Origin of the sequence: Pelagicoccus mobilis (assembly GCF_016595505.1) — a bacterium.
Lineage (GTDB): Bacteria > Verrucomicrobiota > Verrucomicrobiia > Opitutales > Opitutaceae > Pelagicoccus > Pelagicoccus mobilis.
In genome coordinates this window covers 1-18924 of the sequence record NZ_JAENIL010000053.1, presented here as the reverse complement: position 1 = coordinate 18924, position 18924 = coordinate 1, and the positions used below count along the sequence as shown (strand labels likewise).

At 52.5% G+C, this 18924-nt stretch carries 10 protein-coding genes; all 10 read left to right on the top strand.

Annotated elements, in window-relative coordinates:
* Positions 1-121 precede the first annotated feature (121 nt).
* A complete protein-coding gene (locus tag JIN87_RS22370) occupies positions 122-1414 on the top strand; it encodes an EF-hand domain-containing protein (RefSeq protein ID WP_200357860.1) in 1293 nt (430 codons plus the stop codon).
* Between the two features lie 157 nt (positions 1415-1571).
* Positions 1572-2480 carry an alpha/beta hydrolase gene (locus JIN87_RS22365; protein ID WP_200357859.1) on the top strand — a complete coding sequence of 303 codons (909 nt, stop codon included), beginning with the start codon at positions 1572-1574 and terminating at the stop codon, positions 2478-2480.
* Between the two features lie 27 nt (positions 2481-2507).
* A complete protein-coding gene (locus JIN87_RS22360) occupies positions 2508-3377 on the top strand; it encodes a sialate O-acetylesterase (RefSeq protein WP_200357858.1) in 870 nt (289 codons plus the stop codon).
* Between the two features lie 331 nt (positions 3378-3708).
* Positions 3709-6822: a TonB-dependent receptor plug domain-containing protein gene (locus tag JIN87_RS22355; RefSeq protein WP_200357857.1), complete on the top strand. Its 3114-nt coding sequence runs from the start codon at positions 3709-3711 to the stop codon at positions 6820-6822.
* Between the two features lie 372 nt (positions 6823-7194).
* Complete coding sequence (locus tag JIN87_RS22350) at positions 7195-9432, top strand: hypothetical protein (RefSeq protein WP_200357856.1); 2238 nt, start codon at positions 7195-7197, stop codon at positions 9430-9432.
* Between the two features lie 3 nt (positions 9433-9435).
* On the top strand, positions 9436-11259 hold the full coding sequence (locus tag JIN87_RS22345) for a sulfatase (protein WP_200357855.1): 1824 nt from the start codon (positions 9436-9438) through the stop codon (positions 11257-11259).
* A gap of 3 nt (positions 11260-11262) precedes the next feature.
* The gene (locus JIN87_RS22340) at positions 11263-12756 is read left to right on the top strand and encodes an MFS transporter (RefSeq protein ID WP_200357854.1); all 1494 of its coding nucleotides are present in this window, start codon (positions 11263-11265) and stop codon (positions 12754-12756) included.
* 16 nt (positions 12757-12772) lie between these two features.
* The gene (locus JIN87_RS22335) at positions 12773-14200 is read left to right on the top strand and encodes a sulfatase (protein WP_200357853.1); all 1428 of its coding nucleotides are present in this window, start codon (positions 12773-12775) and stop codon (positions 14198-14200) included.
* A complete protein-coding gene (locus tag JIN87_RS22330) occupies positions 14197-15615 on the top strand; it encodes a sulfatase family protein (protein WP_200357852.1) in 1419 nt (472 codons plus the stop codon). The genes JIN87_RS22335 and JIN87_RS22330 overlap by 4 nt, the downstream gene beginning before the upstream one ends.
* 241 nt (positions 15616-15856) lie before the next feature.
* A complete protein-coding gene (locus JIN87_RS22325; protein ID WP_200357851.1) occupies positions 15857-18817 on the top strand; it encodes a glycosyl hydrolase in 2961 nt (986 codons plus the stop codon).
* Positions 18818-18924 lie beyond the last annotated feature (107 nt).

Sequence of the window (18924 nt, the reverse complement as noted above, 5' to 3'; positions counted from 1 at the left end):
AACTGCTTGTGCCGACTGTTGACTCTGCTATCCAGGTCTGTCCGGATGTAGCTCCTAGTTGTTGGAAAAATTATTGTCGTCGAATAACAAATACGAAGGGACCTTGAAGGAAATATCGATTATGAAATGCAAACTCTCAATTCTGTTCTTTGCTGGTCTCGCGTTAGGGGCTGCCGTTCCGTTCTCTCAAGTGCAAGCCCAACAGCTCACCGAGGAGCGTCTGGCTCAAGTGCTCAAGCGTTTTCCCAAAGCGGATCTGAATGGCGATGGCAAACTGACGCCGGAGGAGTTTAAAGCTGCTCGCCAACAATTACAGCGATCCAGGCAGCGCAATGCCCGTCAACAGTCACAAGACTCCGAGCAGCGAAATGCACGTCAGGCCGCTGCAGCGCGAGCGATTCCGACATTCGATCCCGGTTGGGAGAAGGATGAATTCCCGCCTCACGCGGTCAGTCTCAAAACGCCGGAAGAGATTATGGCCATTTATAAGCGCGGCGAGTCTGGACGCACGTATGCAGACTCTAGAGACGCCATGTCCTTTCCCAAACCTGACGATGGTATTCTCCGCATTGTGGGGACGGGCCACAGCTTTACAGCGCCCGGTTATAGAACCTTTCCGTCCATCACCCGCGCCGCTGGGTTCGAACAACCGCTTAGTCTGCACAATGGCGGTGGGCGCACGGGTAGCGTGAGTTACAAGTGGGAGCAGGAAAACGGCATATTCGAATTCGACGGTAAGCCTCTGCCGAAACTCCTGGCCGCTATTTCCAATGCGGAATGGGAAGGGATGATATGGGGCCCTTACACCGCTGATCGACCGAAATTCTACACGAGCTGGATCGATTTTTGCGAACGATACAATCCGGGCATGAAGTACTTCCTCATCGACGCGTGGCCTACGCTGGGTCAGGTTCAGATGCAATATAAGCGGAAAGGAAACCCGGAATCGGAATCATTTTTTACCGATGAGGTTTTCGATGAGCTCAACGATGCCGCGAACAAAACCTTTGCGGAGCTCGTGACTGCGCTGCGCGAAACCTCAGAGAAAGTGTACATCCTTCCGACCAATGCCGCCATGACCGAGGCGGCCAAGCGGTTCAATCGGGGCGAGCTTCCTGGGGTTCAGGGCCTGTATAAGGTAGTGGGTGGAAAAGAGTATTCTATCTGGAATGACCAACGTGGACACTTGGGACCCGGCTTCGATCGTCTGGAGGGTTATGTCTTCTATGCTACGATTTACGGCAAATCCCCCGAACTCATTTCAGAGCCTATCAAGTTCAAGAACAATCCAAGTTTCATGAGCGAGGAATTAGACAAGATCTTCCGTGAAATCGCTTGGAAAGCGGTCGTGGAGCATCCTCTCTCGGGAGTTACGGACGAGAATGGAAATGGCATTGGAGATCACTTGGAGTAATCGCTGATAGACCAATTCTCTCGATTCTAGGCAAGTGCATTGATTGTCGCGAATCTATACGAGGAGTATCCGAATACCGATTACGAATAGTCGTGAGCTAAGACCTTGGCGGAGGGGGAGTGGGTAAAGCTTGCACTAGCAACTTAAGGGAAGCGTTATGAATAGAAATAGATCGATCATTGGGATGGTGGTAATGCTCGCATTGGTTTGCTCCGGCGGCGCGAGTGAGTTTTCGGACGAGATTTGGGCGTCTTATAAAGCAGGCGCTTTGGAGCCGACAGAGATCTTTAGGGTGCGCGAAGGCGTAGAGCTGCATTATTTTGCTCCGGCGAATGCACGTGCTCCTGGCAACAACGTAGCACATATCTATATCCACGGTGGCAGCTTTCGGGGAGGGAGCCCCAGAGGATTCTATCGATGGAGCCGTTATCTCGCAGAACACGGGGTTTCGGCTTTCGCGCTCAAGTATCGGCTTTTGGACAGGAAAAAGCGCGGCAAGCCGACGATTTGCGTAGAGGATGCCAAAAGCGCCATGCGCTGGCTGCGTGCCAATGCGGAGAAACTGGGCGTCGATCCAGAACGGATCGCTGTTGGTGGAAACTCTGCGGGTGGTCATCTTGCGGCTGCGCTGGCAACGCTTGAAGGCCATAACCACCCGGCCGACGATCTCTCGATCAAAACCACCCCAAACCTGTTGTTGCTGGGGTCTCCGGCTTTGGACCTGGGCGGGTACTTCGGCAAGGATATATCGCCAGTGCACAATTTGAATGAAAATCTGCCTAATACCATCGCGATAATCGGCGACTCCGATCGAGTCATCCCAATGAAAACGATGGAGATCTTCGGGCTAGGCGTGATCGATGCCGGTTCTGATTTCGAATGGTGGGTTTTTCCGGGCAAAGGGCACGGCCTTACTGCGCAGAATAAGTCCTATCTGACGCCGGAGCTAATGCATATCTATTTCAGCTACTTTAATTTCCTCGCCCAAAACGGTTACGTAGATGAACCGCTCCCCGCAGGTGATGAAGTGCGAACGTTGATCCAGCAGCGTAAGCTGGGTGAGTAAATCGAAGCGCAAAGCAAAAAAAGAAATATGAACCTTAAGCTGAAGGGCGTTTTGTTCGCGCTGTTACTGATGCCGATTGCGGCGGGCTTCGCGGAGGCGTCGAAGGGAAAGCTCAAAACCTATTTGCTGCTCGGACAGTCGAATATGGCGGGATGGGGGGATTATTCCTCGCTGGATTCCGAATGGACGAAGAGCCTGGAGGAGAGTGATCGAATCCATTTCTGTGGCAAAGAGACGAGGTGGGAGGTTTCCGGCTTGAGCCCCAGCCGCAGAGCGGTGGAGAAACCGTACAAAGTAAATGGCACCTTTGGACCGGAGTATAGCTTCATCGATTCGGTCTCCCAGGCCTACTCCGAAGAAGAGCTGTTGTTTTTCAAGTATGCGGTTGGCGGGACGACGCTCTACGCGGCATGGGAAAAGGAGTGGACGCGGGAAAAGGCCGAACAGGTGAAGGAGACGCGCGAGATTAAGCATCGGCTTTATGCGCTGATGCTGGAAAAAATTGAGGCTCTTGAAGTATTCGCCCAGCAGAAGGGGTATCAGGGAGTTGATATTCAGGCAGTGGCCTGGGTGCAGGGAGAGAGCGATGCGGGACGCGAGTTTTCAGCGCAAGCTTACAAAAAGAACCTGAAAAAGTTCATCGGGAATCTCAGGCGGGACTTGCCGGACTCCGAGTTCAAGTTCGTCTACTTGCAGGTGAACAATATGAAATCTCGCTTTATTGAGGAGGTTCGAAGGAGTCAGGAGGAATTGGCCGTGGAAATGGATAATGTTTTTGTTATTCCAAGCTCAACAGTGGAGCAACCGGATGACTTTCCCAAATACGACCAGGTGCATTACAATAGCGAGGGAGTGCTCAATATCGGCAAATCCCTGGCTGTTCATGTATTGAAATAGTGGATAAAACTCCGCTTAGGTTCCGCAATATTTGGATTTTTCACATACGTCAAAAAAGCAAAGACGACCTATCATTCTGTAAAATTAACTTATAAGTCCTTAGTAGGACGCTAGTGGTAGGTGCGAAAGTGCTCTGGCACGGTTGTGCTATTTTTTGGCACTCGAGTTATGGTCATTAAAAAAGTGATATTGTAAGGTTTTGTTCCTAGCAAATACCCCAAGTTGAACTTACCAAGTCGATGCGATAACGTGCCACGTTTTGTGGCAATGGTCCTTGTTGTTTCGCTATGTGCAATGAGAGGGGAATCTTAGAACTGCAAATATGACACCTATGAATGATTCCAAGGATGGGAGCCGCTTATCGCGGTATCCTGGAGCGGCCCTTTTCCTCGTTCCAATGCTCGCTTTCTGTTCGTCCTCCGCTTTGATTGCTCAGAGCGAAGAAGGCGGAGAAGAAGTTTTTGAACTCTCTCCATTCACGATAGATGGATCGGAGGATCAGGGCTACCGTGCGACTCAAACCCTTGCCGGCACCCGCATGAGCTCTGAGCTCAAGGATGTTGGTTCCGCTATCACAATCATGACGGAGGAGTTTCTCGAGGACATCGGGGCAACCAGCTTTGAGGAAGCTCTGGAGTATGCTCCCAATACCTCATCCTATGAGGGCGGGCATCTTACTGATTTAGAGGGCACTAGCACACGTAGCGAGAACGTGTACAGCGTTCGTGGTTTCACCAACAGTTCATTGAGCCGCGACTTTTTTCCCACTCTGTATCGGCCAGACGTATACAGCACGGAGCGTTTGACCTTCTCCCGTGGTCCAAACTCCATCCTCTTTGGCATTGCTCAGCCGGGCGGGGTGACGAATGCAATTTCCAAGCGCGCTCGTCGTGGAAGCTCTTTTGCGACGATATCGAACCGGATCGACGACGAAGGGAGCGAGCGCTTTACCATCGATGTGAACAAGCCCTTGATCGAGGACGTTTTGGCGGTTCGTTTTGCGGCGATGTCAAACAACCAAGAGTACTGGAGGGATCCAGAGTGGGAAGATTCCGCTCGTACGTATTTCGCCGGAAACTTGCGGCCTTTCGGCAAGGTTGATGGTTGGTTGAATGATCTTGAGTTCCACTTCAATTACGAAGAAGGGCATACGGATTCGCAACGTCTCGGAGGGAATAGCCCAATTCTCGACCGCGTGACGCCATGGATCGAGGCCGGACGTCCGATGGTTGAAACGGTTGGTGTCACAACGTCTGGCAATGCGGGGGAAGGCCTGACGTCAGTGAATAATAACCGATGGCTCATTTCGGTGACGAATGGCGGCGTTCCCAACCTAAGTTGGCGCCGCATGGCCATGGGGGCCAGGCCTACGCAGGCTGAGGGCGATATCAAAGGGAATAGATCTCTTCTCGACGAAAGTATTATGCCTTTTGATGTGAACTACCTCGGGGGTACTCGCCGGTACACGGATAGTTTCGACAATACTCAGGTTATTCTGAACAAGAAGCTCTTCGAGGGGCTTCATTTCGAGGCGGCTCTAAATAGTCAGACTTACGACCGGAATTCGGTTGAAGAAAGCCGCTCCAGTCATCTGATGGTCGATCCCAATGTGTATTTGCCAAATGGTGACGTAAATCCTTATGCTGGTCGCTTTTACATCGATGGCCCCATCGTGCGGAATCAGCCATTTAGTGAGAAGACGGGGGAAAATCAGCGGTACTCCTTATCCTATGATTATGACTTTACGGAAAGTGATAATGTCATCAAGCATTTGGGGCGTATTCGTGCGGCTGTTTCATATGAGCGTTCGGACAATGACCATCTCCTGCAATTTGTAGGTTTGCATAACTTGACGCCCGCTTTAACGAATACGACTTTGGGCTTAAAAGGTCCTAGTGCCTTCAACGCAAAGCCCGGCAACCCTCAAAACCGTGCCAAGCTCAGGCATTATTTCAATGCTGACGGAACGATGACCGCGCCGAATCCAGTGTCGGAGTTGTATGGATACCCTTCGAAGATCTACTTCGCAGACGATCCGATTCCGACTGACATGGCAGATGAAAGCGGTGTGACTCTAGGTATGGTCGCCGACTTCCAAGGAACCAATAGCTTGAGCGTTAACAAGTCCAAGGTTGCTGCCTTGCAATGGTTTCTCCTCAACGATAAGGTCGTCGGCACATTCGGTTGGCGTAAAGACGAGCAAGAGAATTGGAATGCCACCAGCCGAATCATTGCGGATAGAAATCCAGACACTTGGCTTTATCCGGATCCGAGAAACTATGACGCGAAGTATCTCGCAGATGGAACAGAGACGGATCCATTCGCCATTTACGAAGGGAGTACCTCTACTGCAGGAGTGGTGGCCCATCCACTCGATTGGTTGGGTGTTTTCTACAATCGTTCCGACAACTTCGTGCCAGGTGGACAGGTGCTAGATATATTCGGCGAGCCTGTCGCGTTCCAATCTGGAGAAGGGGAGGACTATGGAATCAAGCTTTTCCTCATGGACAACAAGCTGACCGCTTCCGTTTCCTTTTTCGACACGAGCGCGAATAATCTGCCTTCCGGCCATGTCCGAGCGGGGGCTCAAGGAGTTTCCAACCCCTTCAATACTTCAACGAACTTCCTATGGGAGGAGATCGCGAATCTGACCGGTGATGATAAATACATGACATTGCCTTACTACTTCGACCAAGGGAAGTGGTTTACGCCGACGATTTCGAACAGCTCCACGGGTGTGGAAGTCCAAATGGTGTATAATCCGACCAAGCAGTGGCGCATCATGTTCAACTACAGCGAGCAGGAAGGCATCCTCTCGAATATAGGTCCGCGGATGGATGAGTATTATAATGAATTCATACCAAGCGAATGGAAGTCCGAATGGAACGATGAACCTTTGTCGGAAAATAAAATATTCGCGGAGGGCGAGTTCGGGCCCGGCGAGATAGATCCAGCAACTGGCGAACCCTATCCAGAGGGTGCGGTAAGGACCTTGGGCGGACTGCTCGAGGCTATCCAAAAGGATTATCAGCGTATTCAGACATTGGATGGTTCATCCGATACGCGTCAACCATTGGCTTCGTACAACTTAGTGACTTCCTATTCCTTCAAGCAGGACTCTATGTTCAAAGGTGTGAGAGTGGGCGGTACCGTTCGTTGGAGGGGGGATCGTTTCCTAGGATTCCCGTTCGATGATGAGGGCGGCTTGGATACGGCGAACGCTTACAAGGGAGGAAGTACGCTCTACTTGGACGCGATGCTTCGCTACGGCAGAAAGCTGTTCGATTCCAAGGTAGATTGGAGCATCCAGTTGAATGTCCGCAATCTGCTCGGTGAGGATGATCTTCTTCCAGCTATGACGGCTGGCGATCGGTCTGACACAGTGGTGCGTTGGAACTATCAAACGCCGCGTTCCTTCCAATTGACCAATACTCTTAAGTTTTAGAGTTCGAGTTCTATTAGTATTAGTACGTTATAAAGCGGTGCCAGACGTTCGTTTGGCGCCGCTTTTATTGTATCCATGACTGCGGTGCAGGATACACGTCTCGGTCATTTTACGAGGGGATGATCGGAGACTCGTAGCTTCGGTGCCGCGTTCTAGCACTGGGGTGCCAGGTCGCGGTTCTTTGTAGAGATTCCCTTGACCTGCGATGGATTTGTTTGGGGTTTCCGGTTGCGTTGTTGAGTTGCGTGGCACTCATGTGCTAGTTAATGGCATTCAGAACGAGGCGATCCGCTCAAAAAGCTGCTAGGCTGTGTCTTAGGAGCCTCGATGGGCTCTTTTAAATTTTCGCATCACCTCATTACTCTCATTTTCATGAAACTCAGTTTTGGAAGTTCGACTGCCCTAGCTCTGGGACTATGCTTCTCATCGGTGATTGCCGCTGGAGCTCCTTTGGATATCTCCAAGGAAACCTTTAGGAATCCACCGAATGAATACAGGATTACACAGTACCAGCTGACGCCGCAGACTTTGAAGAAGTACCCGCAATATGGCGTCGGGGGAGTGATGGGCTTCTTTTACTCAGCGCTTTATCCGGAATCGGGGAAGTTGGCTTACGATACAGGGGGGAAGGGTGCTGCAGTGATCGGAGACTTGGTTGATGCGGCTCGAGCGATCGACTACAAGGTGTGGTTGGCGGATGACTGGGGCTATCCGAGCGGATCTGCGGGGGGGCGAGTCGTTGCGGAGAATCCGGAATTCGAGGTCAAGAGCTTGACCATGCTGAGCGTTTCAGGAAATGGGCCTGAACGGATTGACTACGAATTGCCGCAGGACCTGCACGATATCGTCTACGCGACGCTTTACCCTGTGAAGGGAGGGAAGATTGCATTGGACAAGGGGAGGCGGGTTTCGGCTGCGAAGAAGAGCTTGCAGACCAAAGGCCTAAAAGGCTCTTGGGAGTTGAGAGTGTTTGCCCGTTATGTACGCGACAAGGATACGCAGGGGCAGTCGACCATGAGGCAGTTCGGACATGCGGGGCGTTATCCTGATTTGATGAATCGCGAGGCGATGTCCCGCTTCATCGCCAATATGCATGCACCGATTTTGGCCCAGATCGACGATCCGGCGAACCAGGTGGAGGGCTTCTACTGCAATGAACCGAACCTAATGCAGACGCATTGGAAAGGGGGCTATGATGCTCCTTATGCCTGTGCGCCTTGGACGGATGAATTGCCGGAGTACTTTGAGGAGATGCATCGTTATGAGCTTTTCTCGGTTTTGCCGGCAATCTTCGAGGGGAACGATGATCAGGCGCGTCGAGCGCGGATTCATTATCGTCAGGCGGTGGCGAATTTGCTGACGGAGAGTTTCGCCGTGCAGATTCGCGAGTGGTGTAACGAGCGGGGCATCAAGTCGAGCGGCCACTACTTGTTGAACCAGTTTCTTTCCATGCATGTGCAGGGCTATGGAGACATGATGAAATTCGTTTCGGAGTTCGATGTGCCGGCATTGGATATTCCTATTCCCAACCCCGACGAGTTTCGGGACTTCGCCTATCAGCAGACGCGCTTCTTCAGCTCAGTCGGCGTTTGGAAGGAGAGGGGAGATACGATCATGTTGCTGGACCCGATCATTGGGGGCTATGGGCGAAGCCGACTTTCGCCGCGTTTGCCGCTCTTGCTCAACTCGGTGAACATGGCGTCCTTTCACGGGGCGAACATTTTCACCTCCTACCTGCCTTTTGAGGCAACGCGCAAGAAGACCTTTACGAATGGCCACGAAAACAAGGCGACAGGCTACACGAAGGAAGAGTATCGTTTCTTCAATGAATACACCGGACGTATGACCCAGGTTTTACGCGGTGCGCGGCGAGATGCAGGGGTGGGGCTCTATTATCCGATCTCCATGTTTCAGGCGGATCTGCTGGCCTCCGACAAATTTTGGCCGACCATCAAGGATTTGTATCAGAATCGCCAGGACAATTGGGACAATACAGAAAAGGCTTTGCTCGATGGCGACATCGAATACATGATCCTTCATCCAGAGGCAGTCTCCGAGGCGGAGATCGAAGATGGGTGGATGAAGATCGGCTACGGGGCCTATCATACTTTGGTGATGCCTCATCTTGAGTTGCTCCCTTTGGCGGTGGCTGATCAGTTGGAGCGGTTCGAAGCATCTGGAGGAAAGGTGATTTGGGTCGGTCAAGTCCCCGGTGGAGGGGAGTATGCTCGTAATGATTCAGTGGTGCGAAACGCTCTGCGAGACGCCGACGCGATTGCAGTGGACGAGCTGGCGGGAGCTATCGAGAATTCGTATTCTACGGAGTTCGACTTGAGCTTCACGCCTGGTACGGAACATCTGACGGTGGGGCGTTTCCATCGAAACGGCGAGCAGGTGTATTTGCTGGTGAATCGGGAGCAAGAGGGCTTGGAGGTGACAGTCGAAGGGCATCGAGCGAAGAACTCTTCGGGGCGTATCCAGGTTTTGGATCCATCGACCGGGGAGATTAGCAAGGTAAAGCTTCCTGCTCGTTTTTCAATGGGAGCCAACCGAGCTCTCATGTTGATCCCGGAGGCGGGGTACCTGTCAGGAAAATTGGGAAAGAACTAGAGTATGAAAAGAGCGCTGATTGGATCTGCCCTAGTGGTGATCGCCTGCTGGGCGAATAGCTTGTTGGCTGCGGACAAGCCGAACGTGATTGTGATCTTGATCGACGATATGGGGTGGGCGGATAGCTCCACTTACGGCTCGAAGTACTACCAAACGCCCAACATGACGCGAATGGCGGAGGAGGGCATGCTCTTTACCGATGCGTATGCGGCGAGCCCGCTTTGTTCGCCGACCCGGGCCAGCATCATGACGGGTCAGTACCCGGCACGTTTGCGCATGACAGTCGCCGTGACCCCAAAAAGCGTGGCCGAGCCCAAGGCGTTGCTACCTGCCAAGGGGAAGTATACTGGTGATCTGCAGAGTAAAAGTTTCCTGCCGCTGAAAGCCTATACCTTGGCGGAGGCGTTGAAGGATGAGGGCTATCAAACGGCCCATATCGGTAAGTGGCACTTGACGCCGGGCAACGATGATCGCTTTTCCGCTCAGTATCATGGATTCGACTACGTGATCGGCGGCGGGCATCTTCCTGGACCTCCCAATTACTACTCGCCCTATGATCGAGGCAAACCCGGCACGGGGATTCCGAATCTCGAGCCAGGTCCGGAAGGCGAGTATCTCAACAAACGCTTGGCAGAGGAAAGCATTCGGTGGATGGAATCGGTGAAGGGGAGTGGGCGGCCTTTCTATTTAAACCTCTGGCACTACGCGGTGCACACGCCGATCATTCCCAAAGAGGATTTGATGCCAAAGTATCGCGAGCTGCGGGATCCCGAGTCGGATCAGCGTTGCCCGGAGATGGCGACCATGATCGAGAGCATGGACAATAGCGTGGGCATACTGTTGGATTGGCTGGACCGTCCGGAGAACCGAGAGCTGAAAGAGAACACCCTGATTGTTCTGACCTCGGACAATGGGGGCGTGACCCATAAGGCAATCGATGGGAATACAATTACTTCAAACCGTCCGCTTCGTGGTGGAAAAGCGAATACATATGAAGGTGGGTTCCGTGTACCGTGGATTGCTCTATGGCCTGGGAAGATCGATGCGGCAACGACTTGCACGATTCCGGTGCAGACGACCGATCTTTATCCGACGATTCTGGAAGTAACGGGTGCGAGTCCGAAATCAGGCCAGGTCGTGGATGGTCAAAGTATTGTACCTTTGCTTGAAGGAAGGCCGATGGAGCACCAGCCCATCTTTACCGACTTTCCGCATGTCTTCGGCGCCATGTGCGCACCGTCGAGTGCAGTACGGGTGGGGGATTGGAAGTTGATTCGTTTTCATCATGCGGGGATGAATGCGGCTTCCGATGCCTTTGAACTCTTTAATTTGAAGAAGGATCCGTATGAGTCGATCGAGTTGTCGCGATACTATCCGGAGAAGGTTCAGGAACTGGACCGTTTGATCGAGGCTCACTTGAAGAGTACCGATGCCTTGTTGCCGATCGCTAACAAAGACTTCAAAGGGAACCCGATGAAACGTCGCTCGAGTCCGAAGCGAGCGCCCAATCGACCAGAAACGCTTCGATTGGAGGAGAGCGAGATACAGACGGATCGTAGCGGTTCGCACCGTATCCAATTAATAGATCAGGACGGTAGAAAACGTGATACGCATGCTTATGTCCTCGAAGGTGCGGATAGGGTAGAAATCGAAAATGAGGAGGATGGAAGCGTATTGGTAAAGTGGGGCTCTCCGGAAGGAAAGAGGCCTGCAAAGCTCTTGTTTGGCTGGAAGGGCGGTTCTACCACCATGGAAGTCAACGACTGGACGATCCCGGCGAGTGAGCTGACCATAAAGGAGAAGACCGATATCTCAAAAGATAATTAACTTATGGATACCCCAAGAACAACAACGCCGAAACCAGCGGCCAACGTTCCTCCTATGAAGGAGAAGCTCGCCTGGGGGCTCGGAGGTTATAGCGAGCAGGTGGCGGTCAACGGCTTGAAGAACCTGTTCTTGCCGGTCTTCAACATGGGGTTGGGACTGGACTCCAAGTTGATCGGTTGGGCGATGACGATTCCGCGTTTCTTCGACATGATTTCCGATCCGATTATCGGAAACATGTCGGACAACTGTCGCAGCAAGTGGGGACGCAGGCGGCCGTTCATTTTCTGGGGTGGGATTTCGATGGCGATTATATTCGCGATGATCTACATGGTGCCACCTCACTTGGAGCAGTGGACATTGTTTGGATACGCGACTGTTTCCTGCATTCTCTTCTATCTTGCGTATACCATTTACTCGGTTCCGTTTACGGCTCTTGGCTATGAACTGACGGATGATTATGACGAGCGTGCACATGTGCAGAAGTATCGCAGCATATTCAATTCAGTCGCTTCATTTACTCTCCCTTGGGCATATAAAGCAGCTCTTTCAGTGGGTGATTATGCACGTGGCTTGCTGGAGCAGGAGTATGTGAGTTGGTATCAGACACCTTTGACCTTGTTCAGCGACTTAGCGGCCGATGCTTCGGTGAAGGCAGAGGTGTTGGGGGCGCGTTATACTGCAATCGCCTTCGCGATATTCATTGTTATAGCGATTCTTCCTGTTTCGTTTTTGGTAAAAGAACGCGTGAGCAAAACGGTAAAGCAGGAGAAAATCAAATTGTGGGCATCAGTGCGTTTGGTTTCGAAGAATAGAGGTTTTGCGTTTCTTTTGGGGATGATCCTTTTGGTGATTACTGGGAACTTCTTCGTGAATCCGCTTTTGCTCTACGTGAATATCTTCTACGTCTACGACGGCGACAAGGATGCGGGAGCTACTTTAGCGGCCTTGAATGGAAGTACCTTGGCGGTGAGCATGTTCGTGAGCGCCTTCATTGTGCCTTACTTGGTTCAGGTTTGGGACAAGAAGAAAGTGCTGTTGTTCGGCCTGTCGATCAGTGCCGCTGCGAGTTTGCTCAATCTGTTCTTGGTGAATCCAAATATTCCCTACTTGCAGTTGATTACAGCCGTGATGTTCGGCTTCGGGCTCAATTGCTGCTGGTTGCTGAATGGGGCGTTCATCGCGGATGTGTGCGACGAGGACGAGCTCGCCTATGGATACCGCCGCGAGGGCATGTTCGCCTCAGCTTTTGGTTTCGTGGTGAAGTTGGCGTTTACTGTGATCGGCATTGCTCTTGGTTATCTACTCGCGTTCTCAGGCTATGAGGCGGGCGCTGAGACGGCGTCGCCGGAAACAGTGCAGACGCTCCGTTATTTCCTGAGTTTCTTCCCGATGGGGTGTCTTTTGATCGCGGCGTTCATTTTCAAGTTCTATCCGCTGAGTCGTGAAAGAGTGCGTGAGATACAAACGCGGTTGCAGGCGCGAGCAGACGAGGCGTAAGTTAAGGTATCAGCCGATGAGATCTGTTCTTAACACTCTGCTTTTCGTGTGCGCTATGACGGCGGGCGTTCTTAGCGCTTCTGCTGAACAGCCCCCGAATATTCTGTTCATCGTGACCGATGACCTTGGGGTGAGCGACCTTGGCTGTTATGGGAGCGATTTTTACCGGACGCCTCATCTCGATGCTCTGGCCTCCGACGGAATGCGTTTCACGCAGGCGTATGCGGCGTGCAATGTCTGTTCGCCGACGCGGGCGTCTCTTTTGACGGGGCGTTACCCGCATCGAGTGCGACTAACGGATGCCTTGCCATGGGATCGCTTGTATGAAAATCCGAAACTGGTCCCGCCGGACCACTTGAAGGAGTTGCCGTTGGAATTGCCGACATTTGCGAAGGCTTTGCGAGAGCAGGGGTATCGCACGGCGCTTTATGGAAAGTGGCACTTGGGAAATGAATACGAGTTCTTCGTGGAGGGGAAACATCGGGATTATGGTTTCGATGAGGCCTTCGACGTTTCAGGTCGCGACAAGGCTCGAGACAAAGGGGTGGATGCTCTGACGGAGCGGAGTATTCAATTTTTGGAGAAGGGAAATGAAGGCCCTTTCCTGCTTTGTTTGATGCACCACACGCCTCACGTGCCATTGGCGAGTCCGCCGGAGGAAGAGGCGCTTTACGAGAGCGTGCCGCCGGGGCGTTTTCAGAAAAACAAGAAATATGCGGGCATGATTTCGCATTTGGATCAATCGATCGGAATGTTGATGGAGGCTTTAGAGTCGACCGGGCTTTTGGAGAATACAGTGGTGATTTTCACTTCAGATAACGGGGGCTTGCGGTCGGTGACGAGCAACAGGCCGTTCCGTGGTGCGAAGGGCGATTTATATGAAGGCGGTACGCGGGTGCCGTTGATCGTGAGGTGGCCGGGGAAGGTTGCGCAGGGTAGCGAGTGTAACCTTCCGGTGCATAGCTCGGATTATTTTCCGACCTTTTTGGAAGTGGCTCAAGCGGAACTCATGCCAGAGGCTCATGTGGATGGCAGGAGTATGCTTCCGCTTTGGAAAGGAAGTGACGAAGCTGAGGAAAGACGTTTGTTTTGGCATTTCCCGCATCGGGCGAAGCCGTCGTCGTCAATGATCGAAGGGGATTGGAAACTGGTGCATATGATCGAGCCGGATCGCTATGAGCTCTACAATCTTGAGCGTGACGTGGGGGAGTCGCGTGACGTGGCGGCTAAGTATCCAGAGCGGTTAGGACGTTTGCAGGCGAAATTGGAAGCTCACCTTGATGCAACAGGAGCGCAACGCATGCGTCCCAATCCTCAATGGGAACCAGGAAAGCCGAAAGGGAAGGCTAGGAATTTTGGTACGTTTTACCCTGCGGAAGGAAATGTTTTTCAGATAATGAAAGAGCCGCTTCCCGAATGGTTTCAGTCGGAGTACGAAGAATGAGCGATAAACAGAAAAGACCGAATATACTTTATATCCTGACGGACCAAATGCGTTCGACCGCCATGGGTTGCGTGGGCGTGGAGAAGATTGAAACGCCGCACTTGGATAAATTGGCCTCGGAGGGAACGCGTTTCACCAATGCGGTGGCGAACACGCCTTCCTGCGCTCCGTCGCGGGGGACGATCTTTACCGGACTGCACACGCTTGCCCATGGTGTAGTGAATAATGAAGTACGGGTGAAAAATGATGGACCCAGTTTTGCGGGGGCCTTGACGGCCGAAGGCTACAAGTGCGGGATTATCGGCAAGTGGCATTTGGATGGGGGGGCGCGTACGGATTTTACTCCTCCCGGGCCGCGTCGTTTAGGTTTCGATGATTATTGGGCGGTGGCGAATTGCACCCACAACTACCTGAAAGGCTTCTACTACAACGATGAGCCGAAGCCTGTATTTATTGATGGATACGAGCCGATTTATCAGACGGATCTGGCGATCGACTTCATGAAGGAGAAAGCGAAAGGGGAGGATCCTTTTTTCTTGGTCGTATCGATCGGCACGCCCCACGACCCTTATCGTGAGATGCCGGAGGAGTTGCTGGAGCGGTACAAGCCGGAGGATGTGGAGTTCATGGAAACCAACAGCATCTATGTGCCCGAGGAAGTCATGCAGGCGAAGCGGGATTTCATCGCCGGCTACTATGCCCATGTGATGGCGCTGGATGATCAGGTGGCGCGATTGGAGGCGACTTTGAAGGAGCAGGGGCTTTATGAGGATACGATCGTGGTCTTTACCTCGGACCATGGGGACATGTTAGGGAACCATGAGCAGTATTATAAAAGTCAGCCTTGGCGGGAGTCAGTGGGCATTCCGCTATTGATGCGTTGGCCTGGGCATATTCCGGCGGGGCGGGTGAGTGATGCGCCGATCAGTTTGATCGAGTTGACGTCCTCCTTGATTTCGATGACCGGGACTGAGGTTCCGGAGGGGATGCATGGCGATGATTTGTCGGCATTGATTCTGGGCGACGAGTCGGCGGCGCCGGATTCGGTATTCATTAACTTCGCGGTGGATGTGGACTGCATTCCGACGCCTGCCTTTCGAGGTGTGGTGACGCGGACGCATACTTATGCGGAAACGGTGGAGGGGCCGTGGCTCCTGTATGACGATAAGGCGGATCCGCTGCAGAAGAACAATTTGATCACTTGGACGAATCGGGATAATGAAGCGATCGTGGCTTTGCAATCGCAGTTGAAGGAGAAACTTCAGCATTGGTTGGAGCGCACAGAGGATCCTTTCGATGATGGCGATACGGTGAGCGACAAGTACATGCCCGGGCACACGGGGGGTAGGTTGCCGTTGATACCAGCTCCGGACTATTTTCCTACGGAGAGAGGGGGACGGACCGCGGGGTGTTGAGTGTGTCATCAAACCACTGATGACACTGATGTGCACTGATGGCGGAGTTCGAATCGGGATTCAGCGATGATAGGCTTCTGGGAAGAGTCATCGACCGCAGATGACGCAGATCGCACTGATATTTTTGATAAGATGAGGGCTCTGTGGAGCCCGTTGAAGTGGGGGTCTGCTATGGGACTGAATCGGTGTGTATCGGTTTTATCGGTGGTTGAAATCAGATTTGTATTTAGCGGAGTGAGTTATGAAATTTTCGGATAACGATAGTTTTTATAAGGAGTGGGAAAATCCTTCGGTGATGTTTCGAGGGAAGCCGTTTTGGAGTTGGAATGGCAAGTTGGAGAAGGAGGAGCTGCTTTATCAGATCGATGTGATGAAGGAGATGGGCATGGGTGGATTCTTCATGCACTCGAGGACGGGCTTGGAGACCGAGTACTTAGGGGATGAGTGGTTCGAACTGATCAATGCCTGTGCAGACTATGCGGAGTCCATCGGCTTGGAGGCATGGATCTATGACGAGGATCGTTGGCCTTCCGGATTGGCGGGAGGAATCGTATCCAAAAATCCAGAGTATCGTCAGAAGGCGATTTTGTTGGAGATAGACCCTGCGGGCGAAGGGGAGGATGTGATTGCGGAGTTTACTTGCTACTTGGACGGTTCGGTTTGTACGCACTTGGGATCAGGGAGTCAGACGATTCGATTTTCGGTGGTGGAGCAAGGCAAGTGCGGGTTCTATAATGGCTATACCTACATCGATACGATGAATCGGGCCGCAACGGAGGCGTTTTTGCAGTCGACGCACGAGAAGTATGCGGAGAAGTGCGGGGACCGTTTGGGGAAATCGATCAAGGGGATCTTTACGGATGAGCCTCACCGGGGGGCGTTGTTGGATGGGTTCTCAATGTATCGAGAGGACGGGCACATGACTGTGCCTTATACGCCAAAATTGTTTGAGGAGTTCGAAGCCCGTTTTGGTTATGATTTGAGACCGAAGTTGCCGGAATTGTTTCTGCAGGTAGAAGGGCAGCGGATTTCGCCGGTGAAGTGGCATTTCGTCGAGCTGCTTCAGCAGCTGTTTCTCGAGAATTTCGCAATGCCCTGCCAGGAGTGGTGCGAGGAGCGGAATCTGGTTTTGACCGGGCATATTCTGCACGAGGACAACTTGACGGCTCAGACTGCGATGTCGGGTTCGATGATGCGTTACTATGAGCACATGAGCGCTCCGGGAGTGGATGTGTTAGGCGAGGAGAACCTCAATTACTGGATTGTGAAGCAGCTTTCTTCGGCGGCTCGTCAGGTGGGCAAGACGCAATTGCTTTCGGAGATGTACGGCTGTACGGGCTGGCAGATGCCGTTCGCGGGACACAAGGCAGTCGGGGATTGGCAGGCTCTGTTGGGAATCAATTTCCGCTGTCATCACCTTTCTTGGTACACGATGCGAGGGGAGGCTAAGCGCGATTACCCGGCGAGCATTTTGCATCAATCTCCCTGGTATGAGGATTATGGTTACGTGGAGAGCTACTTCGCTCGTTTCGGTTTGATGATGGCGCAAGGAGAGCCGGTTTGCGATTTACTGGTGCTGAATCCTGTCGAAAGCGTGTGGGCACAGGTCCATCTCGGTTGGTCGAAAGGATTGGGGCTGATCGATGAAAATGTGAAGCGTTTGGAAGAGCATTATCAAACGCTCTTCACTTGGCTGCTAGAGTCGCAGGTGGACTTCGATTATGGAGACGAAGCGATGTTGGCTCAGAAAGGCGAGGTTGAGAATGGAATGCTTAAGGTCGGTTTGGCGAAGTACTCGAAGGTGCTAATCTCGGGCTTGGAGACGATTCGGTCGTCGACGCTGAAATTGCTGGATCGATTTGTTGCGGCGGGGGGCGAGGTCATCGTGGCGGGAGCGGGGCCGACGCATGTGGATGCTTTGCCTGCAACGATTGACGGGGGTGCGTATCGGTTTGTCGAGTTCTCGAAGGAGAGCGTATTGGCGACAGTTCCTTCTGCTTTGGCGACGGTTGAGGCTTCGGATGTTTTTGGCCAATTGAGAGAAGTCAACGGAGGGCTGGTTTTCGCTGCATTGAACGTGAACCGGAAGGAGCGTCGCGAGAATGCGATGGTGCGTATCAAAACGGAACTTCCGATTGCCGAATGGGATTGTGAAACGGGGGAAATCGCAACGGTCAGCACCCGTGTGGAAGAGGGTTGGCAAGTGTTCGAGACTGATTTTTCCGTTGGCGGGCTGAAGCTTTGGGTGGCGAACGAGGAAAATCCTGATGGTTCGGGAGACGCTCAGAGGTTGCTGGATGATCGAGAGTTCTCAGAGTCTATAGAGGGGGATTTTGAATACAGCCTTTCGGAGTCGAATATTTGCGTGTTGGATTTTGCGGAGTATCGCTTCGAAGGTGAAGACTGGGCTCCAGCGATGGAGATCTTGAAGATCGATCAAAAGGTGCGTGATGCGTATGGCGTCATGCGTCGCGGCGGGCAGATGCTGCAGCCGTGGTTTGTCGCTCAGGAGCCAGTGCGGGATTTGTGCGATGTTGAACTGAGGTATGGTTTCGAGGCGGCGGTGTTGCCGGGTCGAGTGGATTTGGCGATCGAGGAACCGGAGAACTTTTCCGTTTTAGTGAATGGAGAGGCTTTGGATCTTTCGCAGACGGAGCGATGGATCGATATCGCGTTTCATCGGATTCGGATCCCTGCGGAGTTTCTGAGGGAGGGGAAGAATGAGATCGTATTGAAAACTCGGTATACCGAAAATAGCAATTTGGAGGCGATCTATCTGCTAGGAGATTTCGGTGTGCATTTGGACGGGATTGATAGGAGATTGGTGGCCCTGCCGGCTCGTTTGGAGATTGGCGATCTTTGTGGGCAAGGTCTTCCCTTTTATTCGGGGGCAGTGCGTTATGACTTACCACTTCCGAAAGGGGTGAGCTGGTTGCGATTGCCGGAAGTGGGCGGTGCTTGTGCGAAGGTGGATGATGTGGTGCTTGGCTGGGATCCGTTTGAAGTGGCTGTATCCGGAGAACTGGCACAGGTAGAAGTCGTTTTGAGTCGGAGAAACACCTTTGGGCCTTTGCATGATGCAGTGGGTAAGCGGTACTGGAATAATCCGACTTGTTGGGTAACGGAGGGCGATGAGTTTAGCGACGCGCCCTTGTTGGAAGCGACAGGGCTATTGGCAGCGCCGCGAGTGAAGATTGATTGAGAAGCGAATAAGCAGGACGATGGATTTGCCCACGAAATTCACGATGAGACTGTCTAATTAAACGAGAAATCTTAATTTGAGATGGGTGGGAGCGTGCTTGTCACGCG

Coding starts and splice junctions, on each gene's coding strand:
- JIN87_RS22370 (WP_200357860.1), top strand. CDS start 122: ATGAAATGCAAACTCTCAATTCTGTTCTTTGCTGGTCTCGCGTTAGGG.
- JIN87_RS22365 (WP_200357859.1), top strand. CDS start 1,572: ATGAATAGAAATAGATCGATCATTGGGATGGTGGTAATGCTCGCATTG.
- JIN87_RS22360 (WP_200357858.1), top strand. CDS start 2,508: ATGAACCTTAAGCTGAAGGGCGTTTTGTTCGCGCTGTTACTGATGCCG.
- JIN87_RS22355 (WP_200357857.1), top strand. CDS start 3,709: ATGAATGATTCCAAGGATGGGAGCCGCTTATCGCGGTATCCTGGAGCG.
- JIN87_RS22350 (WP_200357856.1), top strand. CDS start 7,195: ATGAAACTCAGTTTTGGAAGTTCGACTGCCCTAGCTCTGGGACTATGC.
- JIN87_RS22345 (WP_200357855.1), top strand. CDS start 9,436: ATGAAAAGAGCGCTGATTGGATCTGCCCTAGTGGTGATCGCCTGCTGG.
- JIN87_RS22340 (WP_200357854.1), top strand. CDS start 11,263: ATGGATACCCCAAGAACAACAACGCCGAAACCAGCGGCCAACGTTCCT.
- JIN87_RS22335 (WP_200357853.1), top strand. CDS start 12,773: ATGAGATCTGTTCTTAACACTCTGCTTTTCGTGTGCGCTATGACGGCG.
- JIN87_RS22330 (WP_200357852.1), top strand. CDS start 14,197: ATGAGCGATAAACAGAAAAGACCGAATATACTTTATATCCTGACGGAC.
- JIN87_RS22325 (WP_200357851.1), top strand. CDS start 15,857: ATGAAATTTTCGGATAACGATAGTTTTTATAAGGAGTGGGAAAATCCT.